A 24,810-nucleotide genomic window follows, 5' to 3' on the forward strand; every position below is an offset into this window, starting at 1 on the left:
GAAAATTATTCGTAATTTTGTGCCATAAAACACGTCACGATGGCAAAAGACAAAACAGCATATGTCTGCGAGAACTGCGGACAGGAGTCACCCAAATGGATTGGCAAATGTCCGGCTTGTGGACAGTGGAACACTTTCAAGGAGATTAAGATTGCTGGCGACAACGCACGACAGACAGCTACATCGGCAGCTGCCAAGACGGGCATGGCGCTTCGTACCAACCGCACTATGCGTTTGCGCGACATCAGCAGCAAGGACGAGGTTCGTATCGACATGAACGATGCCGAGCTGAACCGCGTGCTGGGTGGCGGCTTGGTGCCAGGAAGCATTATCCTGCTGGGCGGCGAACCAGGTATTGGAAAATCCACATTGACGCTACAGACGATGCTCAACCTGCCTGACAAGCGTATTCTTTATATTAGCGGGGAGGAAAGTGCCCATCAGCTTAAGATGCGTGCCGAGCGTCTGCTCTCTGGAACCAAGACTTCTGGATTATCCGGCTCTGACTTCGACAATCTGCTCATCCTCTGCGAGAACTCGCTGGAGCAAATCTACGAGCAGATTCGTGAGGAGAAACCCGAGTTGGTGGTCATCGACTCCATTCAGACCATCTCTACCGAGGATGTGGAGTCGTCAGCAGGCTCCATAGCTCAGGTACGCGAGTGTGCCTCGTCCCTACTCCGTTTTGCTAAGACCAGTGGAGTGCCCGTCATCCTGATTGGTCATATCACCAAGGAAGGCACCCTGGCAGGACCTAAGATTCTGGAACATATCGTCGATACGGTGATTCAGTTCGAGGGCGACCAGCACCATCTGTATCGCATCTTGCGAAGCATTAAGAATCGATTCGGAAGCACCAGTGAATTAGGCATTTACGAAATGCAGAACACTGGACTCAGACAAGTATCGAACCCATCCGAGTTGTTACTCACGCAAGACCATGAAGGACTCTCAGGAGTGGCCATCTCAAGTGCCATCGAAGGTGTACGACCTTTCTTGGTTGAGACACAGGCATTGGTATCTACAGCCGCCTACGGCACCCCTCAGCGCTCGGCCACAGGTTTCGACCAGCGTCGTCTGAACATGTTGTTGGCTGTGTTGGAAAAACGTGTAGGATTCAAACTGATGCAGAAAGACGTGTTCGTCAATATTGCTGGTGGTCTGCGAGTCACCGACTTGGCCATCGACCTCAGCGTCATTGCAGCGGTGCTGTCGTCCAATGTCGATACGCCTATAGAAAGTGGCTGGTGCATGGCTGGCGAGGTGGGTCTCAGCGGTGAGGTACGCCCTGTGAACCGCATAGAACAGCGTATCGCCGAAGCCGAGAAATTAGGCTTTCAGCATATCATCATTCCAAAATACAACCTTCAAGGACTGAACACCAAGAAGTTCAGCATCGAAATACATCCAGTTAGAAAGGTGGAGGAAGCCTTAAGAGCATTATTCGGCTAAAAGCCCACTTTCCTCTTTCCACTTTCCTCTTTCCACTTTCCTCTTTCCACTATTATTCCTCGTAATCCGTCGGATCAACGATACCTGCTTCGGCCAATGCCTCCTTGCGTTCTACGCAGGTACCGCATTTGCCGCAATGCTTCTCGCCACCCTTATAGCACGACCATGTCTCAGCATAGTTGATGCCCAGCTCGCGACCACGAGCGGCTATCTGTCCTTTGGTGATATTGGTATAGGGCGACACCAGTCTTACGCCGTTATACGTGCCAGCATGAGCTGCTGCGTCGAAAGCCTCAACAAACTCAGGACGGCAATCAGGATAGATGGTGTGGTCGCCACCGTGATTAGCCATCATCACGTACTGCAGCTCCCTACTCTCTGCCATTCCCACCGCCACACTCAGCATAATGCCATTACGGAAGGGCACCACCGTCGACTTCATGTTCTCGTCGGCATAGTGACCCTCTGGAATAGCCTCAGCGCCCTGCAGCAGCGAGCTGTTGAAGTACTGCGCCATAAACTGCAAAGGGATGACAATATGCTCAATGCCCAGCCGTTCGCAATGCAGACGGGCAAAAGGTATCTCACGTGCATTATGGTTTGAGCCATAATCAAACGATATGGCCAACGCAATGCGGTCCTGATAGTCATAGAGCAGCGTGACGCTGTCCATACCGCCACTCAAAATAAGTATTGTGTCTTTTTTTGCTTCCATGGGTGCAAAGTTACGAATAAACGAGTGAAATGCAAAAGAAAGAACTAAAAAAAACGTAATACATCATTCGTTATTCGTATTTATTTCGTATTTTTGCACCCATGAACACCAAGAGTCTACTGATTGTGTTGCTGCTGATGCCGCTGTCGATGATGGCGTGGCACAGTATCAAGATGCCCAACATCAAGAGCCTGCAGGTCATTGCCAACGATGACTTTGAGGCGTTGCCCGTCATTAAACTGAGAAGTGCCGACCGCCTGCATATCAGTTTCGATGAGCTGTCGCACGACTATCATCGCTTTACTTGTCATCTGGAACCCTGCAACCCCGACTGGACTCCCAACGACGACCTCTTCGAGAGCGAATGGCTGGAGGGTATCAACGACCTGCCCATCGAGGACTACGAGAACTCGCTCAACACCACGATGCTCTATACCCACTACACTTTCAGCTTCCCTAACCGTCAGACCAATGTTCGCAAGAGCGGCAACTATCGCCTCCATATCATCGACGACGACACACAGGAAGATGCTGCCATTGTGGAAATCAGAGTGGTGGAGCCGCTGATGAGCGTCAGCATGGATGTCAGCGCCAATACCGATATCGACATCAACGACAGTCACCAACAGGTTTCGATGAAGGTCTCGTTCAATGGCATCACCGTGACCCGTCCCGATGACCAGATTCAGACCTTCGTCATGCAGAACGGACGCGAGGACAATATGAAGGTGAACATACCGCCAACGGGACGAACGCCCCAGAACCTGCAATGGGTTCATTGCCGACAGATGATATTCGATGCTGGCAACGAGTATCATAAGTTCGAGCTATTAGACCCTACTCACACCACTTTGGGACTGGCCTCTGTGCGATGGGACGAGGCCACTCGCACCTGGCACGCTTGGCCTATGCCTTGTGAACCTCGGCCTAACTACCTCTACGACCAGGATGCCGATGGTGCCTTCCTGCTGCGCAACAGCGATAACTACGAGGCTGAACGTACGTCAGACTATGTCTATGTGCACTACCGCCTTCAGCCCATCCGCTATTACGACTATGCCCACGTCACAGTCAACGGACAATGGACCACAGAGTCGGCCGACACCTACCGCATGACCTACGACGAGCTTGACGAGGCCTATACGCTTACCATTCTTCAGAAGTTAGGATACTACAACTATCAATTGCTGATGACCGATCTTGATGGCACCACCCATCCACTACCCGATGAGGGGTCGTTCTATCAGACAGAAAACCGCTATCAGACCTTTATTTACTATAAAGGCACCACCGACCGAGCCTGGCGACTGACAGGCTTCGAGGATGTGATATTCAAACCCTGAAGATATTATTTCTTTTCTTTCTCCCTATACTCCTGCGGGGTCATCTTATACTTGTGGAAGAAAGTACCCATGAAATAGTTGGGTGTGTGGAAGCCGCATTCGTTGGCTATCGTCTCCACGTTCTTATCCGTATTCTGCAACATCTGGGCACCCTGCTGCAATCTGTAGGTCAGCACCAGGTCACGAGGACTCTTGTAGATATCTGCCATCACGATGCCGTAGAACTTCACCACATCCATGTTGGCCACGCTGCTCAGCTGACTCATGGTCAACTCGCCACGCATGTGATTACGAACATAAGGAGCCACCTTCAACATGGTGTCGACAAACTCGCGGCTCAATTTCATATTGTTCTCCTCTGACACCTGATGGAAGTCCTCAATAGCAGGCGATAACGGCTTCGTAAGACAGGACTCACAACGCTGTACGAACTGACGAATCTTGCGGATGATATCACCCTCCTGATGGTTTCTACGCAGGCGCAGACGGTCGTTGCGCAGATAGAAGCCCAGATTGACTGACGCCATCATCATCAGGATGATGCCAACAGCCCAGTACATACCCGTGGTGCGCCACCAAGGTTCGTTTACGTGGATATACCACTCAAAGGGCGTACCATCCCACTGGTCAGGATACAACGACGCCTGAATCTCCAGCGTATAGTCGCCAGGCTTCAGACCCAGAATGGGGAAATGCAGCAAGCCCTGACGGTCCACCTTTCCCACAGTAGAGAAGAACGAGTACTCCTGCCACTCCTCATAGTCGGGCAGACCTTTGATTCTCACTCTGTAGTAAGTCTGCAGTGGCCTGTAGTAGTTCAGCGCAGAGAAGGTGATTGACACGGTGGTCTGGTCGCTGTTCAGGCTGATATCCCTTACCTGCGAGATGGCGCGGTCTATAATCACGTTATCGTCCATCGGCACATTAGGTTCTGCATAGTTGCCGTTTACCAGCAGACGAGCCATTTTGGGGAATAGCTTCGACTTATGCGGTGTGCTTATCTCGTAAAGGTCCTCGGGATTGAACTCTATCACGTGGTCAATGGCTTTCATGATGATGTGGCCATTGTTCAGCATCATCGCCTTACAGTTGTCAAACGACTCTGCTGGCACACCGTCATTCTGGTTGAAGCTGTTCACAAAGAGCACCTCGTTGTCTGCATCGAAGAGGATGCACGAAATGCCGTTCGATGTGGCCACCCAGATCTGGTGATTACGGTCTTCAATGACGGAGTGTATCACGTTGTTAAACAGGCCGTTACTCTTTGCAAATACCACAGGCTTCTCCTTGGCTTTCTTAAACAGATAGAGGCCCGTCATCGTGCCAATCCACATCCATCCGCGACTGTCGCGATACTGGCAGTTGGCACGCTGACCCTGAAATTCTGTGATGTTCTGCGTGATGTCTGCCATCATGTCGTCATAGACCAACGACTGCGGGTTCGTCCAGGGATAACATTTGAAGGCAGGTTTCGTGGGACGTCCATAGAGCACACCTCTATTCTCAGTACCAATCCAGATGCCGCCCTGTTGGTCAAAGGCAATCATGTTACAGTCCGTCTCCACTTTCGTGCCATCGGCCATTGTGAGCTCTTTCACCCACTCCAACTCCTTGCTCTTGATGTCGTACACCCAGAAGCCATACTCCGAGGCCATATAAATCTTGTCCTCATGGAGAGCCAAGTTATTAATATGGTATGTGAACTCTGACACGGTGGTCCAGCTATGCTTTCGTGCATCAAACCACATCATGATAGATTCCTTCTGTCCGTTTCTCACCTGGAACAAACCGTCGCCATAGGGAAGAATCACTGACGAGTTGGTATATTTCTTGGCAGCATTGCTGTCATAGGCCTGCGTGCGATGTACCGTTTTACCCGTCGTGATATCCTGGCCCACCACTTCTCCGTTATCGTAGAAAGTCAGCAGGACACTATCCTTCACATCTAGATCCTGGAGGTTTCGTCCACTCAGCACCTCATAGGTCATCTTGCTTTCCACATTATATAGGCCTTTCGAGACGAGCATCCAGATATTGCCTTGAGAGTCAACAAAGACATCCTGCATGTGCTCGTCGCACCCCATGCTCTTCACCACGCTGTCCACATTCTGCACAAACTGTTCCTGAAACATGTCAACGCAGGTCACCATGTAGGTGTTTTTCAGCCAGAGATGATGATGACGGTCGAAATACAGATGATAGTTTCCGCTATATGCAGGCAACTGATACTGATATTCCTCACGGGTGCCGATATGCGAGAAGTTGATACCATCGTAGAAATTCAGGTTGCCCAGCGTAGAAATCACCATACGTCCCGAACGGGTACAAACCACCTGCTGAGCGCTATTGTCAGACAGTCCGTTGACGGCGTTAATCACCCTATACGTCCTCTCTTCCATACCGTTAGCATGGAGGCAGGCCAGTAGTAGCAGTAGGAGTAATATGTTTGTTTTAAGTATTCTACCCATAGTTTTATGGAAATTCATTCGCCATAAATGGTGATTTACACGCTACAAAGATAGTAAAAAAAATACTTTCAGCAAATAATTAGCAAGAAAAATGTGCAATAATAGCAAAAAAAGAGCCATCTCATGTCTGAGATGACCCTATTTTCATGCTTTGTCGAGGTGACAGGACTCGAACCTGCGACAGCCTGGTCCCAAACCAGGAACGCTACCAACTGCGCTACACCTCGTTTTGCGGGTGCAAAGGTAGTAATTTTTTTGCACCCACACAAATTATTTCGCAATTATTTGATAATTCCTTGCTCAACAAAGATTTTCTTCAGGATGCCAACCGAACGCTCTACCTGCTCCTCGGTGTGAGTAGCCATGAGGGCGTAGCGTACCAGTGTGTCCTGAGGAGCACATGCGGGAGGAATAACCGGATTGATAAACACACCAGCATTGAAGGCCAGCGCTGTTACCAGGAAGGTCTTATCCACATCGCGCACATACAGGGGAATGATAGGACTCTCGGTCTCACCAATCTCGAAGCCCTCTTCGCGGAAGCGCTTCAGTGCGTAGCGCGTTACTTTCCACAGTTTCTCAATGCGCTCGGGCTCCTCCTGCAGAATGTGCAGGGCCTCCATAGCGGCAGCAGTAGCTGCAGGCGTGTTCGATGCCGAGAAGATATAGGTGCGACAGGTGTGACGCAGCCAGTTGATGGTGTCCTTGTCAGCAGCGATGAAACCGCCGATGCTGGCCAGCGACTTCGAGAAGGTACCCATAATCAGGTCAACCTCGTCAGTCAGTCCGAAATGGTCGCAAACACCGCGTCCCTGCTTGCCGAACACACCAATGCCGTGGGCTTCGTCAACCATCACCGAGCAGTTGTACTTATGCTTCAGCTCAATAATCTCAGGCAGCTTGGCCAGGTCGCCCTCCATAGAGAACACACCGTCAACCACAATCAGCTTGATAGCCTCCTGAGGCAGCTTCTGCAGCACGCGCTCCAGATCTTCCATGTCGTTGTGCTTGTAGTGCAGCTGCTTGGCAAAAGCCAAACGGCGTCCGTCCACGATACTGGCGTGGTCACGGTCATCACAAATCACGTAGTCATCCTTGCTCAGCAGTGAGGGGATGACACCCTGGTTTACGCTAAAACCTGTTGACAGACACAGACAATCGTCTTTGCCGATGAACTTGGCAATCTCTTTCTCCAACTGTACGTGGAGGTCGAGTGTACCATTCAGAAAACGGCTACCAGCGCAACCGGAACCATACTTATCAAGTGCTGCCTTAGCTTTGTCTATAATGCGCTGATCACCGGTAAGGCCCGTATAGGCGTTAGAACCGAACATCAACACTTTATGGCCTCCCATCTCTACTTCAGTGCCCTGTTTGCCAGTAATGGCACGGAAATAAGGATATACCCCTTTTGCCATAAATTCCTGGGGTAAACGATACGATTTGTATCTTTCTTGTAGTTGTCCCATATTTGTTTTTATAGGTTTCTCTAATTTCAGGCTGCAAAGTTACACAAAATTCCGTAAAACGTGCACATTTTTTTTAATAAATGTTCTTTTTTTGTATTTTTTCCTGACCTACAGGCTGTTTTTTGCTATAAATGTCGTACATTTGCACTATGCAAAACGAAAAAAAGACGATAGTTTTCATTGTCAACCCCATCTCGGGAACCAAGTCGAAGGCACAACTGCCCCAACTCATCGACCAGTGCATCGACCTCAGTCGATTCAGCAGCCGCATCGTTCAAACGGAGTATGCGGGTCATGCTGCAGAGATTGCCAAGCAATGCGTTGCTGACGGCATCGACATCTGCGTCGCAGTAGGTGGCGACGGCACCGTCAACGAGGTGGCTCGCTCGCTGGTTCATAGCGAAACCGCCCTTGGCATCGTGCCCTGCGGCTCTGGCAACGGCCTGGCGCGTCATCTCTGTCTGCCCATGAACATGAAGAAAGCCCTCGACATCATCAATCTGGGACAGACCGACCATTTCGACTTCGGTGTCATCAACGACCAGCCGTTCTTCTGCACCTGCGGCATGGGCTTCGACGCCTTTGTATCGCTGAAGTTTGCTGAGGCAGGCAAGCGCGGCCTCACCACCTATGTCGAAAATGTGCTCAAGGAAGGACTCACCTATAAGCCCGACACCTACACCGTTGAGGATGAATCGGGCACCCACCAGTACAAAGCCTTCCTCATTGCCTGTGCCAACGCTGCGCAGTATGGCAACAACGCCTACATCGCTCCTGGCGCTTCGATGCAGGATGGTGTGATGGATGTCATCGTCATGGAGCCCTTCAACGTCATCGAGGCCCCTACCCTCGCTGTCGACCTCTTTGCTAAGACGCTGGGCAACAACTCCCACATCAAGACCTTCCAGGCGCGTAGCATCCACATTCATCGTGAGCGCGAGGGTGCCGTTCACTTCGACGGCGACCCCATCAGGATGGGCACCGACATCGACGTCCACATGGAGCACCTTGGTCTGAAGTGCATCATCAACCCCGATGCCGTAGAGGACGAGGCACGCCCCAACCGCATGGTCAACGCCATCAGCAGTCTCATGGACAAGATCATCGTATAATATAAATAAGGTGTACCCTCTATTCGTTGCCGTTACTATGCAGTTAGCCCTCGTCATTACCATCCTTGTGCTGTGCGCCGCCTACGTTGGCTGGCGTCTCTACCGCAACCTCACGACTCCTGCCGACCCCTGTGCTGGCTGCGAGGGTTGCGAATTAAAGGACAGGATGTGCCAAAAACAGAAAAAAGGATGCTGCTGCAGCAAAAATTCGTAAAATTATTTGGCAATATCAAAATTTAGTAGTACCTTTGCACCCGCAAAAACCGAAATGGTGCGTTGACCAACAGTCAGAATCGGTGCCTTGGATGAGTGGCTTAGTCAACGGTCTGCAAAACCGTCTACGGCGGTTCGAATCCGCCAGGCACCTCAGAGCAAAGTCCTGAAACCTCGATAAACAAAGGGTTTCAGGATTTTTCTTTTTCCCAGGAAGTTAAGAAATGCTGCGCAATTTGTTTCAATTATTTTCATAAGATAGTTTTTTAATTTAAGATAATCTTTGGTAGTTAGCGGAAAAATGCCTACCTTTGCACCCGCAAACATTTATTCATCAACAAATTAAGTAGAAAGAAATGAAAGCATTTGTATTCCCTGGACAGGGAGCACAGTTCGTAGGAATGGGCAAGGACCTCTACGACAACAACGCAACAGCAAAGGAACTTTTTGAGAAAGCTAACGAGATTCTGGGCTACAGAATCACTGATATTATGTTCGAGGGCACGGACGACGACCTGAAGCAGACCAAGGTCACCCAGCCCGCCGTATTCCTGCACAGCGTGATCAGCGCTATCTGCATGGGCGACGCCTTCGACCCAAAGATGACTGCCGGACACTCGCTGGGTGAGTTCTCAGCATTGGTAGCTGCCGGCGCCCTGAGCTTTGAGGATGGTCTGCGTCTGGTCTATGCACGTGCTACGGCCATGCAGAAGGCTTGCGAGGCTGCTCCCTCGACAATGGCTGCCATCATTGGTTTGCCCGATGCTCAGGTGGAGGAGATCTGCGCTGGCATCAACCGCGAGGGTAACGTGGTGGTTTGCGCTAACTATAACAACCCCGGACAGCTGGTTATCTCGGGTAATGTGGATGCTATCAACGAGGCCTGCGAGCAGCTGAAGGCTGCTGGTGCCAAGCGTGCCCTGCCCCTAAAGGTGGGTGGTGCCTTCCACAGCCCCCTGATGCAGCCTGCCAAGGACGAGCTGCAGGCCGCCATCGAGAAGACTGAGTTCAAGACGCCTAAGTGCCCCGTTTACCAGAACGTGGACGGAAAGCCTCACACCGAGCCTGCTGAGATCAAGCAGAACCTCATCGCTCAGCTGACCTCTTCAGTACGCTGGACTCAGTGTGTGCAGAACATGATTGCCGACGGTGCCGACGACTTCACAGAGTGTGGTCCTGGTAAGGCTCTGCAGGGCATGATTGCCAAGATCAACAAGGAAGTGAGTGCTCACGGAATTGAATAAGGTGAAAGGTGAAAGGTGAAAGGTGAAAGGTGAAGGGACCCCGAAGGGGTCAAATAACCTAGCGTAGGGGCTTGCCCCTATGATAACCAAAAGTGAAAGTTAAAATATAATGAAAGGTTCGAAAATTATTATCTACCAAATCTTTACGCGTCTGTATGGCAACCGCTGTCAGACGCGTAAACCTTTTGGAACCATCGAAGAGAACGGCTGCGGCAAACTGAACGACTTCACGCCTACGGTGCTGAAGCAGATCAGGGATATGGGCGTCAGTCATGTGTGGTACACAGGTGTGATTCGTCACGCTACGATGACGGACTACAGCAAGTATGGCATTCCCCGTCAGCACCCCGCCGTGGTGAAGGGAAGGGCTGGCTCGCCTTACGCCATTACCGACTATTACGACATTGACCCCGACCTGGCCGTCGATGTGACGAAGCGAATGGAGGAGTTCGAGAAGCTGGTGAGCCGTACGCACAAGGCTGGCTTGAAGGTGATTATCGACTTCGTGCCCAACCACGTGGCACGCCAGTATAAGAGTATCTGCAAGCCCGCAGGCGTGAAGGACCTGGGCGAGGACGACGATACCAACGTGGGATTCGACCCTAAGAAGAATAACTTCTACTACTGTCCTGGCGAGCAGTTCAGCCCCTACTTCGACCTCTACCACGGTGAGAAGGAGCCCTACACGGAGATTCCTGCCAAGGCCACGGGTAACGACTGTTTCCACAACGCCCCTGGCATGAACGACTGGTACGAGACGGTGAAGTTGAACTACGGCAAGGACTACAACGGCACGTGGTCGATGCTCACCGAGCAATGCTCTACATGGCATAAGATGCTCGACATCCTGCTGTTCTGGGCTGGCAAGGGCGTGGATGCCTTCCGCTGCGACATGGCCGAGATGGTGCCTGCCGAGTTCTGGGCATGGGCCACAGCCAAGGTGCGCCAGCAGTATCCTGACATCCGCTTCATTGGCGAGGTGTATAACCCCAACGAGTATCGCCGCTATATCGCCTCGGGCTTCGACTACCTGTACGACAAGGTGGGTATGTACGACGCCATGCGTGACGTCGTCTGCCATCGTCGCAACACCGACGCCATCACGTGGGCCTGGCAGCAGACGGACGATATTCGCGACCACATGCTCTACTTCCTGGAGAACCACGACGAGCAGCGCATTGCCAGCGACTTCTTTGCTGGCAACGGCGAGAAAGGCGTGCCTGCACTGGTGGTGAACGCCCTGATGCAGAAGAACCCGTTTATGGTCTATGCAGGACAGGAATGGGGCGAGCGCGGCATGGACAAGGAGGGATTCAGCGGATGCGACGGACGTACCACCATCTTCGACTACTGGTCGTTTGAGAAGCATTTCGACCCCCTCACCCTTATATATAATAAGGTGTTGGGCATAGCACGTACGGAGAAAGCCGTGGCCGAGGGTCAGATGTTCGACGTGATGTACGCCAACAAGCAGTACTACCGTCAGTATGCCTTCCTGCGCAAGGCTGGCAAGGACATCCTGCTGGTGGTGGCCAACTTCGACGATGCGCCGCTGACCATGCAGCTGACCATTCCCGATCATGCCTTCAACTACCTGGAGATGATGGAGAAAGCCTACGATGCTGTGGACCTGATGACTGGCACAGCCCGCAAACTGGTGCTGATGCGAGATCAGGCTATTCAGGTAGCACTTCCTGCCCGTGGGGCAGTCGTATTTAAGGTGAAGGGAGGATAGATATGATTCTGAACGAGCATAACAAAGAGGAGTTTCCGCCTGCCCATACGGCAGAGCATCTGCTGAACCAGACGATGATTCGGCTGTTTGGATGCGGACGTAGCTATAATGCCCATGTGGAAAGGAAGAAGAGCAAGATGAGTTTCCACCTGGACCACAAGCCCACACGACAGGAGGAGAAGGAGATAGAGCGTAGGATGAACGAGCTGATAGAGGAGGACCTGCCCGTGACGTTCGAGTTCGTCACCCGCGAAAACATCCCCGAGGGCGTGATGCTGGACCGTCTGCCTGACGATGCCAGCGAGACCATCCGCCTGGTGCGCATTGGCGACTACGACGTCTGTCCCTGTATTGGCAAACATGTGCGAAGCACTAGTCAGATAGGGCGTTTCGAGATGCTGGGCACCAACTGGGACGAGATAGAGAAGTCGTTCCGAGTGCGTTTCAAAATTGTATAAGAAAACAAGAGGCTGTGTCAATCAACACAGCCTCTTTTCTTTTTGACCTCCAGTCTATCCTCCCTTCACCTTTGACCTTCGGTCTAGTCTGCTCACGCTCGGCATAGCTCAAACAATTTCTTGCGTCCCTTCGGTAGCAAGCGGTATAACCGAGCGGGCTTTGCTCTCGCTTACTCGCAGCCTTCACCTTTCACCTTTCACCTTTCACCTTTCACCTTTCACCTCGTGAAAACGAAATCATGGAGTGTGCAGAGTGACTTTTCTTTCGTCGACGACTTGAACTTGAAGAAGATGGCGTGCTTATACTCCAACTTGGCAAGGTCGGGCAGCACGGCATTCAACTCCGTTGGCTCCTGCCTCATGCCAGCCTTCAGCTCGATCTTACCCAGCAACATACCTTGCTGAGAAGCCCAGGGGCGATCGGCCCATATCTCGATGGTGCCGTCAACGCCCAGCGGCGTGAGGTTCAGCAGCAGTTTGGCCTCCTTGCCCTTGAACAGAGGAGTGCCAGAAGCCAAATCGGTGAAGTTGAAGTACTTATAGCCCACGATAGAGCCATCGGTATTGTTCACCACATCGTTGGTGTTGTTCTTCAGGTCATAGGGGGCCTCGTAGTTGCTGTCGGTACCATAGCCAGCGGCCACATACGAGCCATAGAACGTGTTGTTGGGCCATTCGTGGGTGGCAGGCTTAGGACCAGTGAGCCAGCAGGCGATGCCAGCAGAGTGGCGCTCCAGGGGGTCAAGACCATCGGTGGCAAAGCCCTCAGACGTATATTCTCCCTCGCTGATCAGCACTCGCCCACCCTCGCCTTCTTCAACGTTGACGGTGATAGGAGCCACCATAGCCTGACGGGCATACTCGTTGGTGCCTGTCTGACGATGATAGAACACCCACCACTTGCCGTTGATCTCGCAGATAGAGCCGTGGGTGTTGCCATCAGGCACGGCAGAGGCGATGACATGTCCCTGTTCGTCCAGCTCGCGGCCTCGTCCGTCGATGATGGTACCACCATAGGTCCAAGGGCCTAAGGGATGGTCGCCATAGCAGTAGGCCAGCGTGTAGTTGCTGGTAGGCAGACCGAACTCACCGTCCTCAGTAAAGCGGCTGTAGATAAACACATACTTATCCTTGATTTTACGGATGCTGGAGGCCTCGAAGAACTTGAACTGTCCCTCCTGGTTGCGACCAGAGATCATGTCCTCCACAATCTTCGTGCCAGGCTTCACCGTAGCCATCGTGGCGGGGTCGAACTCAGCAGCATAGCTGCGCTCAAAGCCCCAGTAGCCATAGACGCGGCCATCGTCATCGACAAACACAGCGGGGTCAAACTGCAGCACGCCGTCCACCATGTTGGGGTTGTCCTTACTCCAGTTGCACACCTCGAAAGGTCCGTCAGGACGGTCGCTCTTGGCAATGAGTCCGTTGCGATAGCCCGTCTGGTCGTTGGGGAAGAGATAATAGGTCTTCTTGCCAGTGCTGTCAGTCACCAGCGTCACGTCAGGCGCATAGAGCACATCGGCAGTACCAGCAGAGTCGAACTTCTCACCATCGCGGTTCTTGTCGACCACCAGAATCACGCCGTCGTAGCGCCACTGGCTCAGGTCTTCTACTGGTGCCGACCACACCACCTGGTCGCGTCCGCAATAGGCATCGATGAGGTCGTCGTGCGAACCATAGACATAGACGCGCTGCTTGCCAGGGTTGTCGGGGTCTTCAAACACATAGGGCTCGCCATCAGGAATATGTTCCCAAAGGGGCATGTAAGGATTACCAACGGTGGTCAGTTTCGTTTGCTCAGCCACGGGTTTGTTGGAACACGACGTTCCCATCGTCAGGCCGCAAACTACTGCTGTTGCCATAGTTACAATGTTGCTTAGTTTCATGTTCATATTTTTAGGTGTTAATGCTCTTGTAGAATTTCGTTGCAAAAGTAACAAAAAAAAACTATATAACCCAATAATATGACATCTTTTAAGTTAAATCGCTTTGAGGAATAAAAAAGAATTAGTAACTTTGCACCCGCTAAGGTGAAAGTGTAAAAAATACCCGCAATACATTATTCCAACCAATAAAGAGAACAAAAATGAAAAGAGACAACACCATTTTCGAGTTGATCGAGAAAGAGCATCAGCGCCAGTTGAAAGGCATTGAGCTGATTGCCAGTGAGAACTTCGTCAGCGACCAGGTTATGGAGGCTATGGGATCCTACCTCACCAACAAGTATGCAGAGGGTTATCCTGGTCATCGCTACTATGGCGGCTGTCAGGTAGTTGACGAGGTAGAGCAGCTGGCCATCGACCGTGTGTGCAAGCTGTTTGGTGCCGAGTATGCCAACGTGCAGCCACACTCTGGCGCACAGGCCAACGCTGCCGTACTGCTGGCAGTACTGAAGCCCGGCGACACCTTCATGGGTATGAACCTCGATCACGGTGGCCACCTCTCTCATGGATCACTGGTCAACACCAGCGGTATCTACTACAAGCCCGTGGGTTACAACCTGAACAAGGAGACGGGTCGTGTGGACTATGACGAGATGGAGCGCCTGGCATTGGAGCACAAGCCCAAGCTGATTATCGGTGGTGGCTCGGCCTACAGCCGCGAGTGGGACTACAAGCGTATGCGTGAGATTGCCGACAAGGTAGGCGCTCTGCTGATGATCGATATGGCCCACCCCGCTGGTCTGATTGCCGCAGGTCTCTTGGACAACCCCGTGAAATATGCTCACATCGTGACCTCTACCACTCACAAGACCCTGCGCGGTCCCCGTGGCGGTATCATCCTGATGGGTAAGGACTTCGAGAACCCCTGGGGATACAAGACGCCAAAGGGTCAGGTGAAGATGATGTCACAGCTGCTGAACAGCGCCGTATTCCCCGGACAGCAGGGCGGTCCGCTGGAGCACGTCATCGCTGCCAAGGCTGTGGCCTTCGGCGAGGCTCTGCAGCCTGAGTTCAAGGAGTGGGCTAAGCAGGTGCAGAAGAATGCTGCCGTGCTGGCCGACGAGCTCATCAAGCGTGGCTTCACCATCGTCAGCGGTGGTACCGACAACCACTCTATGCTGGTTGACCTGCGCTCAAAGTATCCTGAGCTGACTGGTAAGGTAGCCGAGAACGCTCTCGTTGCTGCTGACATCACCGTGAACAAGAACATGGTGCCCTTCGACTCTCGTAGCGCCTTCCAGACCTCTGGTATCCGTCTGGGCACTCCCGCCATCACCACACGTGGTGCCAAGGAAGACCTGATGGTTCAGATTGCCGCCTGGATTGAGGAAGTGCTGAACGATCCTGAGAACGAGCAGGTCATCGCTAAGGTGCGCGGCGAGGTGAACGAGAAGATGAAGGCATACCCTCTCTTTGCTTATTAAGCATCTGAATACAATATACTGCACTGGTGGCTCCTAACCGTATGGAGCGCCAGCGCAGTTTTTCATAAATAACCAATAACAAAACGATGAACTTAAAACGAATCCTCTGTGCAGCAGCATGGCTCATGGTAACCTCTTTGGCTACTGCCCAAACCTGGAGTGACGTCACCAACCGTTTTATCACCAATCCGGCTTTCGACAATAACAGCAACGAAGGCTGGACATGGGAAAGTAATGCCAGCACGCAAGAAGTCAGGGTAAACTGCATCAGCTTCTATGCTGGCAATTTCGACCTGCATCAAACGTTGAGCGGACTGCCTAAAGGCACCTACAGACTCAGCGTACAGGGCTTTTATCGCACCACCGATAATAATAGTGCGTATAATGCCTACATCAACGGACAAGAAAATATCACGGCCTTCCTCTATGCAGGCCAGAACAGTCAGCCGCTGGCGAGCCTATACTCGGCATCGATTGACTATAACGCCAACGGACGCTGCTACACGCCCGACGACGTTCACTACTACCCCGACGGCAAGGAGGCTGCGCTGGCTGCCTTTGCTGAGGGACTGTATTACAACACGCTGGAGTTTGAGGCTCAGGGTGAGATTACCATTGGCGTGAGATGTAGCGAATATCAAGGCAGCAACTACTGCGTGCTCGACAACTTCATGCTGGAATACCAGAGTCCCATAGGACCTGACGGCAAAGCGTGGATTGACATCACCAGTCAGGTGCTGCAAAACGCCACCTTCGACAACAACAGTCAGGACGGCTGGCAGTGGGAAAGCGAGGCTTGGTCACAAACGGCTCGTGTGGAGTGCATGGAGTTCTGGAACGGCACATTCGACATTCATCAGGATGTCAACTACAACCACAACGGCAAGTATCGTCTCTCGGTGCAGACATTCTATCGCGTTGGCGACAACAACCAAGGCTATCGCAACTATCAGAACGGCACGGAAGATATCCCCGCCGTGATGTATGCTGGCGACACACAGCAGAAGCTGGTAAGCGTGTATTCCGAGCCATCCAACGACTGGGTTGATGGTGCCTGGAATTCGTGGAATAGTCCCTATTTCCCCAACACGATGGAGTCGGCCCGTGTGTGGTTCGACAAAGGAAAATACTGGAACACCATGGAGTTTGAGGCCGACGGCAACTTCCGCATAGGCCTGAAGACCGACAGCTATGAAGGCAACAACTGGTGTATCTTCGATAACTTCAAACTGGAATACTACGGCGACTACGTGAAGGTGACAGATGTCAGCGTCAGCCTGCCCAGCACCTCGCTGACTGTTGGCGAGACGGTACAGGCCAGTGTCATCGTGTCGCCTGCCAACGCCACCATCAGCAATGTGGAGTGGTCGTCGAGCAATAATAATGTGGCTACCGTCACGCAGAGCGGACTCATCACGGCATTGAAGGCTGGCACCGCCACCATCTATGCCAAAGCACTCGACGGCACTGACGTCAAAGGCTCGGTAACCATAACCATTGAGCATAACCCTGCCAAGCCTGGCTCTGTCATCATCAACGAGGTGATGGCTGCCAACGTGGACGAGATAATGAGTCCCACCCTGAACTTCGACGGATGGATAGAACTGTATAACCCCACGGAGAAACCTGTGGAGGTGAACGGACTGAAGATTAGCAACGGCAATGAGGCGTGGACCATGCCTGCCGACATGGGGGCAATACCTGCTAAGGGCTATTTCGTCGTTTGGTTCGACTCTGCCGACCTGAATCCTCACAACGCACCCATCAAACTCGATGTGGATGGCGCTACCATCACCATCAGCGACGCACAGGGAAAAGTGATTGACGAGCAGACATACCCCTCGGCACTGGAGCGCATCAGCTATGCTCGTGCTACTGACGGCACAGGCAACTGGGGCTACACCGCCACAGCCACACCAGGACAGTCGAACAACGGCATCACGCTGCTGACACAGCAGATTGATGCGCCTGTGGTTGACCAACCCTCGCAGCTGTTTATGGGTAATCTCAGCGTCAACGTCACCATCCCTACAGGCTGCACACTGCGCTATACCACCGACGGCACGCTGCCCACGATGAGTAATGGCGACACCAGCACCACGGGACAGTTCTCTGTAAGCAGCACCAGCAGCTTCCGTTTCCGTCTGTTTGCCAATGACAGGCTGCCGTCACGCGTCACCACCCGCTCGTATATCGAGCGCGACAGGGACTACTACCTGCCTGTGGTGTCGGTGGTCACTGATCCCGACTTCCTTTACAACAAGGAGATTGGCGTGATGACAAAAGGTCCCAACGGACGTCCTGGCAACGGACAGAGCGACAAGTGCAACTGGAACATGAACTGGGAGCGCCCCGTCAACTTCTCATACCTCGACGAGAATGGTGAGATGGTGCTCAACCAGGACGTGAACCTGGAGATGTGTGGCGGATGGAGCCGTGCGTGGACACCACATTCTTTCAAGCTGAAAGGCACCAAGGAGATGGGTGGCGACAAGAACCTGCCCTACCCCTTCTTCACACAGAAGCCCTATATCCGAAACCGCACCCTGCAGATTCGTAATGGCGGCAACGACAACAACTGCCGCTTCAAGGACGCCTCGCTGGCATATATCGTACAGACCTCGGGCCTCGACGTCGATGTGCAGTCATACCAGCCTGTGCACGAGTTCATCAATGGTGAATATATCGGTGTGCTCAACGTGCGCGAACCTAATAATAAGCATTATGTCTATGCCAACTACGGATGGGATGACGACGAGATTGACCAGTGGGAGATGTCACCCGACTCTGGCTACGTGCAGAAATGCGGCACACCTGATGCCTATCTGGAACTGGTTGATGAACTGTCGCCCAATGCGGCTGACGCCAACACCTATGCAGAGATCTGCCGTCTGCTCGACATCGACGAGTTCACAAACTATATGGCTGTGCAGTTCTACTATGGCGGTAGCGACTGGCCCCGCAACAACGTGAAGTGCTTCCGCTATCGCGATGGCGGTAAGTTCCGCTTCGTGCTGTTCGACGTTGACGCTGCCTTCGACTACGGCTCCGATGTGTTCGACCAGTTTATGTGGAAAGAAACATGGACCTTCGACCAGCTCTATCCACGCGAGCTGGGTCGCATCACGGCACAGATACGCATGGTGACACTGTTTAAGAACCTCATCAAGAACGAGAGCTATCGTCGTAAGTTCATCGACACCTACTGCATCGTGGCAGGCAGCGTGTTCGAGACGGAACGCGCACAGCAAATTCTCGACGACCTCTACAGCTTTGTAGATCCTGCCATGAGTCTTGAGGGACGCTCGGCCTACAGCACCTACAATACTGTTCGCAATAGAGTGAGCAACCGCATGAGCAATGTGGTCAACTCGGTGAAGAACTTCTCCGACTTCGAGATGTGGGACGCTAAGACACATACGGTACGACTCTCCTCGGCTGTCGAGGGAGCCACCATCCTGGTTAACGGCGTACCCTTGCCCACGGGACAATTTAGCGGCACGCTCTTCGCACCTGCAAAGATCAAGGTCATCCCACCAGTAGGATACAACTTCCAGTCGTGGAAGAAGAACGGCACCTCGTTCTTTGATTCTCACGAGGAGATTGACCTGCCTGACACCGACATCAATCTCGTGGCTACCTTCACAGCCATGAACAAGGCTAGGAAGGAAAAGCTGAACATCACGCCTGTACGTATCAACGAGGTGAGCGGCTCGAACAACAGCTTCATCGACGAATACAGTAAGAAGGGCGACTGGCTGGAGCTCTACAACACCACTGACGAAGAGATTGACGTTGAGGGTATGTACCTGACTGATAACCTGGAGAAGCCCATGAAGTATCAGATTACCAAGGGCAACACCCATGCCAACACCAAGATTCCAGCTCATGGCTACCTGATTATCTGGTGCGACAACAAACGTGCCACCACCGATCAGGGCTTGCACGCCTCATTCAAGATTGACGGCGATGGCGGTCAGCTTTGCCTCATGGCAGCCGACAAGAGCTGGAAGGATATCATCAACTACGAAGCCCACGATGCCAACACCACCGTTGGACGCTTCCCTGACGGCTCGTCCGACGTCTATGCCATGAACGTAGCCACCATCGGCAAACAGAACATCATGTCGTCGTATATGACCGCTGTAGACCAGTCTGTCATCACCTCTGCCAAGACGCCTGCTATTGCTGCCGCCAATGGTCTGCGCATCATCTACGGCAACAAGCAGCTGATTATGAAGAGCGAGGAAGACGGTCCTATGACAGTAACCATCTGTCGCGCCAACGGTATGATGGTCGAGCAGACCACTGTAGCTGCCAAGGGCGGCAAGGCTCGTGTGGATGTCACCCAGCTGGAGCCTGGCTTCTACGTGGCTCAGGCCACTGACGCCAACGGCACTCGCGTCAGCTGTAAGTTCATGAAATAAGCATCTGTAACCATAAAAACAAAGGGGAGAGCAGCCGCTGTAAGGCTACCCTCCCCTTTTACTTATCTCTTTGCTTATTTACTTCACCTCAACTTTTCTCTTGGCTTAATTATTTCACTTCAACCTTCAGCGGCTGGCGGAGGTTACGCATGGTCCAGTCGATGCGCTGCTGCCACTCGGCCTGCGTGCGAACATCGAACTTTGACCAGGCTGAACCGAAATAGTAGGTGTAAGGATTACCAGCATAGTCGTCGAGAATACCGAGGGCATGACCCACAGCACCGTCAACCACCTTCTTGAACTGTTTAATGGTGGTCTCGGTGATGCCATTGGGGAAGAGCGTAGCCACAAACAACTGGCAGTTGTTTACAGGCACATTGTCGGTGGGGTCGGCATAATGCACAAAGTCACGGGCCAGCACCACACTGTTGCGGTCTTCCTGATGAACGGCAACACCTGTGGCCAACTCAACGGGCGAGGTGAAGCCGTCGTACCACACCGTCATCTTATTGAAGTTAGAGCCCTTGTCGAGGGTGATGATGCGATGCTCGGTCAGGCTGTCGCCATTGACTACTGTGGTGTTATAGTTCAGCTGAACAGAGAAACGCAGCGGACCAGACTCCAATACTTGATAGTCCTTGAAGCAATAGGGATAGACCAGCTCGTCGTCAACCAACAAGGCGGGAGTGCCACATCCCAGCGTAGCCCCTACCCTATAGAGGTCTGAGCCGCGTCCGTGATCATGATGATAGGAATTCAGACGATAGAGCGAGTCGCCACGCTGACGGTTCTGCTTGCGCAACTTCTCAACAGCGGGCATCATCACCACATCCTCAATCCAATAGCGCTGGTCGAGCACCAGCTCTGGCGTGTTCTTCGACCACACATCAATGCCATAGCTCTTCTCGCCTGTCTTCTGCAAGGCTGGACCATAGACACGATAGGCACCACGGTCGTTCTCCCAGGCAAAGTCATCCTTACGCTCAGGGTAGATGCGTCCGTAACATACCGTCTTATAGGCTTTGGGCTGACCGCGGCGAATGGTAAAAGTCTGCTTACCCTTAGGACCTACGCCGGCCTCGATGAGCACCTTTCCGTCAGGAGAAATCTGATATGGCACCTCCAAACCGGCAACATCATAGACAATAAACTGTCGGCCACCCTCTATCTTCAGACGTTTGAAGATGGTGTCGCCAGGCAGCTCAACAATCTGCTCACGATATTCGTTGGCGGCGTTTTCGATGGTCACCTTGACCGTAGAACCCTTGCCGGCAGCGTTGGTTTCATAGCGCAGATGTTCGCAGGCAGCCAACAGGAATGCTCCCACGCCAAAGTTGGCTTCGTTCTTCTCTGAGAGCTGCTGACCAGGGATGGCACGCTCACCGATGGGTTGCACAAAACCTACGGCACCATTGGGCTGCAGGGCCTTTTGCGTCAGATAATCCCAAGCACGTTGCATCGTAGGCTCATACTGACTACGGGAAAGGAGGCCGTTGTTCATGCCCCACAGCAATCCGTAGCAGAAGAAGGCTGTGCCGCTGGTCTCAGGACCTTCGGCATGATCCTTATCGAGCATGGAGCGTGTCCAGTAACCCTCGGGCTGCTGACAGTCGGCCACAGCTGCTGCCAGCTGGCGGAAGCGGTTCTCGAAGAAAGGACGGTCTTTATAGTCGCGAGGCATATCGGTAAGCACCTTGGCCAGTCCTGCCAGCACCCAGCCGTCGCCACGGGCCCAGAAATCCTTGCCGCCATTACGCGTCTTTGCCTTGGGATAGATGTATTTGGCATCGCGGAAATAGAGGTGCTGCTCGGGGTCGAACATCAATGAGTCTGACCACTTATAGTTGGCGGTCAGCTTGTCCAGATACTTCACGTCGCCCGTGGCCTTATAGAGCTTGGTGAACACAGGCATCACCATATACAGGGCGTCGGCCCACCACCAGAAGTCGTTCTGGGGCTGGTTCACCTCATAGTCCATCACCTCCAAGGCACGTGCTATCTTATAGTCGTCAGGCTGCATCTCGTAGATGTCGAGATAGGTCTGGAAACATATCTGCCAGTCGCCAAAGAGCACATAATCGTTCCCCTCACCATAGTTCTGATACTTCCATTTCGAGGGGTCTTTCTCGCGGGCGCCCTGCCACAGGTTATAGTTTGCCCATACGTTGCTATAGTCCAGCCAACGGGCCACACCCAGCAGCTTATAGGCCTCCATATTACCTGTATGATACGCAGCCTCGTCCCAGAACGAGCGCACCTGGGGCTGATGGTTCTGCTGCCAGTAGTCATTCACCATCGTGATAATCTCAATAGTGGTGGGCGGCGGCACTACCTCGGGCTCCACTTTCTTCTTTTTCCTGGCGTCGGCCGTGAAGCATACGGCGAGCGCAATGAGTAGTAGGGTTAGTTTTTTCATATAGTTGGTTTTATTTAAGATTCTCGTTGAAGAAGTTCACGCACTGGCGGAACAGGTGATTGCGGGTGTTGCCGCCACTGATGCCGTGGTTGCGGTTGGTATAGACCAGCTGACGGAAGTCCTTGTCGGCCTGCACCAATGCCTCCACATACTCTGCGGTGTTCTGATAGTGCACGTTGTCATCGGCCAGACCATGACACAGCAGCAGGGCGCCATGCAGCTTCGAGGCACGGGCAATGGGGTTCACCTCGTCGTAGCCAGAAGCATTCTCCTTGGGAGTACGCATAAAACGCTCGGTATAGACGGTATCGTAGAAACGCCAGCTGGTGGGAGGTGCGATGGCGATGCCACAGCAGAACACAGGGCGACCCTCTGACATCGACATCAGCGTATTCCAGCCACCATAGCTCCAGCCCCAGATGGCAATATGGTCCTTGTCGACATACGACTGCTGACCCAGCCACAGGGCGGCCTCCACCTGGTCGCGGGCCTCAAGTTCACCCAGACGCAGGTAGGTGCATTTCTCGAACTCAGCACCACGGCCTCCCGTGCCGCGATTGTCCACACAGACGCAGATATAGCCCTGCTGACAGAGGTACTGCTCCATCAAGGCGCCCTGACCACTCATGCCAATGTTCCAGGTATTCTTCACCTGCTGAGAACCCGGGCCGCCATACTGGAACATGATGACAGGATACTTCTTCTGCGGGTTGAAGTTCTTGGGCTTCACCATATAGCCAACCAGCTTGGTGTCGGGAGTAGTCATGATGAAAAACTCCTTAGTGCCCATGTCGTAAGAGTCGTACTTCTGCTTCAGCTCCTTGTTGTCAATAAGGGTGGCGAGCTTCTTGCCGTTATTGCTACAAAGGGTATAAACGGCAGGATTGTTGATGTCAGACCAAGTATTAACAAAGTATTTAAAGTTACTTGAAAAAACTGCTGAGTTCCAACCGTTTACATCGGTGATACACTCCGTCTTTCCATCCTTGTGCGACACGTAGATTTTCTGTTCCGTAGGACCTTCGTTCTGGGCTGCGAAGTAGATGTCGCCCGTCAGTTCGTCATAGCCATAGACAGCGTTAACGATGGTGTGGGCCGTGCCACCCAGACGGGTGCCGGGCTTCTCCATATCGCCTACGCTGCGCACCAGCTGTCCGTTGAGGGTATACAGATAAATGTGGTTATAGCCGTCGCGCTCGCTGGTCAGCACCAGGTGTTTGTCGGTAATGTCGAGATTGGCAAAGACATTCTCGTTGACGTACTTGTCAACCTTGTCCTCGATAATCTGCTGACAGAGCGTTGACATAGGATTGGCCATAAACACTCTCAAAACATCCTGATGACGGTTCAGCGTGAAGACCGCAATCTTAGTAGGATCACTCGTAGCCTTGATGCGGGGGATATAGCCGTCGGCATCGAGGGGCAGCTGGATGGTACGTGTCTGATGACTCTTGATGTCATAGCTCAGAAGACTCACTTTCGAGTTATCCTCGCCAGCCTTCGGATATTTATAGGTGTAGAAGCCAGGATAGGTGGCATACTCCTCACGCTCGGGCTTCGAGCCCTTGAACAGCTGCATGCTGTACTGCTTCACCCTACTCTCGTCGTAGCGCACCCAGACAATCTGCTTGGAGTCGGCCGTAAACACCATCGCCGAGTTAAACGAGAACTCCTCCTCGTTCACCCAGTCGGGCAGACCGTTGATAATCTCGTTCACCTTACCATCTTTGGTCACCTGACTCTCAGCGTTGTTATACAACAGCTTCACCAGATAGATGTTATTATCACGAACAAAAGCCACCTGGTTGCCGTCAGGACTCCACACAGGGGTCTGCTGAGGGCCACCATCGCTCAGGGGCTCCAGTTTGTTGTTCTGAACACTATATATATAATAGGTGGCGGTAAACGAATGACGGTAGATAGACTTCGTCTGCGTCTGAATCAGCAGGCGCTGACCGTCGGGACTCATCACATAGCCATCCACCTTCTCCACCTTCGGGCCACGAGCCGTCTGAGCATCGAATATCACACCCGTCTGTTTACCAGTCTTAAACGAATACTTCACGATCTGCTTGCCATCACTCGATATCTGAGCATAGCTCTCGCCGTCCTGTAGAGGCTCCACAGCCACCATCGTCTCAGCACGAAGAGTGCCGCCAGTCACATCTTTCAGACTCAGCTGCTGGGCTGCAAGAACCGTCGAGGCAGCTGTTAACAAGACTGCACACATCACTATTATTTTTTTCATCTTTGTTCGTTCATTATTTATTCTTTGCAAAATTAGAGAAAAATCCGCACTTTCGCAAATAATTCCTCGTTTTTTTAGTTTTTCATACGAAATGAGGACATAAAAAACCTCAGTCTGCGAAATGCTGACTGAGGTTTCTTTGA

Annotated in this window: 13 protein-coding genes, 2 tRNA genes and 1 pseudogene; 9 read left to right on the forward strand and 7 right to left on the reverse strand. The window is 52.5% G+C overall.

What is annotated here, in order from left to right; genetic code table 11:
* Positions 1 to 39: 39 nt before the first annotated feature.
* Positions 40 to 1,452, forward strand: coding sequence for a DNA repair protein RadA (gene radA / locus Q0R57_RS08020; protein WP_294745760.1), 1,413 nt, complete (start codon positions 40 to 42; stop codon positions 1,450 to 1,452).
* A 52-nt stretch (positions 1,453 to 1,504) separates the two neighbouring features.
* Here radA and queC read toward each other — a convergent pair whose 3' ends face one another.
* On the reverse strand, positions 1,505 to 2,167 hold the full coding sequence (queC, locus tag Q0R57_RS08025) for a 7-cyano-7-deazaguanine synthase QueC (RefSeq protein ID WP_294745763.1): 663 nt from the start codon (positions 2,165 to 2,167) through the stop codon (positions 1,505 to 1,507).
* A 101-nt stretch (positions 2,168 to 2,268) separates the two neighbouring features.
* Between queC and Q0R57_RS08030 the strand changes: the two genes are divergently transcribed.
* Entirely contained in the window at positions 2,269 to 3,510 is a 1,242-nt protein-coding gene (locus tag Q0R57_RS08030) for a DUF5103 domain-containing protein (RefSeq protein WP_294745766.1), read from the forward strand.
* Between the two features lie 5 nt (positions 3,511 to 3,515).
* Here Q0R57_RS08030 and Q0R57_RS08035 read toward each other — a convergent pair whose 3' ends face one another.
* The 3 genes from Q0R57_RS08035 to Q0R57_RS08045 form a co-directional block, all read right to left on the reverse strand.
* Complete coding sequence (locus Q0R57_RS08035) at positions 3,516 to 5,978, reverse strand: two-component regulator propeller domain-containing protein (RefSeq protein WP_294745769.1); 2,463 nt, start codon at positions 5,976 to 5,978, stop codon at positions 3,516 to 3,518.
* Positions 5,979 to 6,132: 154 nt separating this feature from the next.
* Positions 6,133 to 6,205 (reverse strand) — tRNA-Pro (locus tag Q0R57_RS08040).
* Positions 6,206 to 6,259: 54 nt separating this feature from the next.
* On the reverse strand, positions 6,260 to 7,447 hold the full coding sequence (locus Q0R57_RS08045) for a pyridoxal phosphate-dependent aminotransferase family protein (RefSeq protein ID WP_294745773.1): 1,188 nt from the start codon (positions 7,445 to 7,447) through the stop codon (positions 6,260 to 6,262).
* 149 nt (positions 7,448 to 7,596) lie between these two features.
* Here Q0R57_RS08045 and Q0R57_RS08050 point away from each other — a divergent pair, with 149 nt between their 5' ends.
* From Q0R57_RS08050 to Q0R57_RS08070, 5 genes and pseudogenes are all read left to right on the forward strand, one after another.
* On the forward strand, positions 7,597 to 8,559 hold the full coding sequence (locus Q0R57_RS08050; RefSeq protein WP_294745776.1) for a YegS/Rv2252/BmrU family lipid kinase: 963 nt from the start codon (positions 7,597 to 7,599) through the stop codon (positions 8,557 to 8,559).
* A gap of 10 nt (positions 8,560 to 8,569) precedes the next feature.
* Positions 8,570 to 8,773: a hypothetical protein gene (locus Q0R57_RS08055; protein ID WP_294745779.1), complete on the forward strand. Its 204-nt coding sequence runs from the start codon at positions 8,570 to 8,572 to the stop codon at positions 8,771 to 8,773.
* Positions 8,774 to 8,854: 81 nt separating this feature from the next.
* Positions 8,855 to 8,926, forward strand: a tRNA-Cys gene (locus tag Q0R57_RS08060).
* Between the two features lie 202 nt (positions 8,927 to 9,128).
* Positions 9,129 to 10,016 (forward strand): ACP S-malonyltransferase, encoded by an 888-nt coding sequence (gene fabD / locus Q0R57_RS08065; RefSeq protein ID WP_294745783.1) that lies wholly within the window; start codon positions 9,129 to 9,131, stop codon positions 10,014 to 10,016.
* Positions 10,017 to 10,125: 109 nt separating this feature from the next.
* Positions 10,126 to 12,209, forward strand: a pseudogene (locus Q0R57_RS08070) (alpha-amylase family glycosyl hydrolase).
* A 218-nt stretch (positions 12,210 to 12,427) separates the two neighbouring features.
* On the opposite strand, the gene Q0R57_RS08075 reads toward Q0R57_RS08070, so the two are convergent.
* Positions 12,428 to 14,101 carry a family 43 glycosylhydrolase gene (locus Q0R57_RS08075; RefSeq protein WP_294745786.1) on the reverse strand — a complete coding sequence of 558 codons (1,674 nt, stop codon included), beginning with the start codon at positions 14,099 to 14,101 and terminating at the stop codon, positions 12,428 to 12,430.
* A 194-nt stretch (positions 14,102 to 14,295) separates the two neighbouring features.
* On the opposite strand from Q0R57_RS08075, the gene glyA reads away from it, so the two are divergent.
* Entirely contained in the window at positions 14,296 to 15,576 is a 1,281-nt protein-coding gene (glyA, locus tag Q0R57_RS08080) for a serine hydroxymethyltransferase (RefSeq protein WP_294745789.1), read from the forward strand.
* Between the two features lie 86 nt (positions 15,577 to 15,662).
* A complete protein-coding gene (locus Q0R57_RS08085) occupies positions 15,663 to 20,003 on the forward strand; it encodes a CotH kinase family protein (RefSeq protein WP_294745794.1) in 4,341 nt (1,446 codons plus the stop codon).
* Positions 20,004 to 20,112: 109 nt separating this feature from the next.
* On the opposite strand, the gene Q0R57_RS08090 is transcribed toward Q0R57_RS08085, so the two are convergent.
* Together Q0R57_RS08090 and Q0R57_RS08095 are read right to left on the reverse strand one after the other, a co-directional pair.
* Positions 20,113 to 22,419, reverse strand: coding sequence for a DUF4861 family protein (locus Q0R57_RS08090; protein ID WP_294745797.1), 2,307 nt, complete (start codon positions 22,417 to 22,419; stop codon positions 20,113 to 20,115).
* Between the two features lie 10 nt (positions 22,420 to 22,429).
* Positions 22,430 to 24,667, reverse strand: a complete 2,238-nt coding sequence (locus Q0R57_RS08095) for a S9 family peptidase (protein WP_294745799.1) — start codon at positions 24,665 to 24,667, stop codon at positions 22,430 to 22,432.
* Positions 24,668 to 24,810 lie beyond the last annotated feature (143 nt).

The sequence above is a fragment of the uncultured Prevotella sp. genome, from assembly GCF_946407605.1.
Lineage (GTDB): Bacteria > Bacteroidota > Bacteroidia > Bacteroidales > Bacteroidaceae > Prevotella.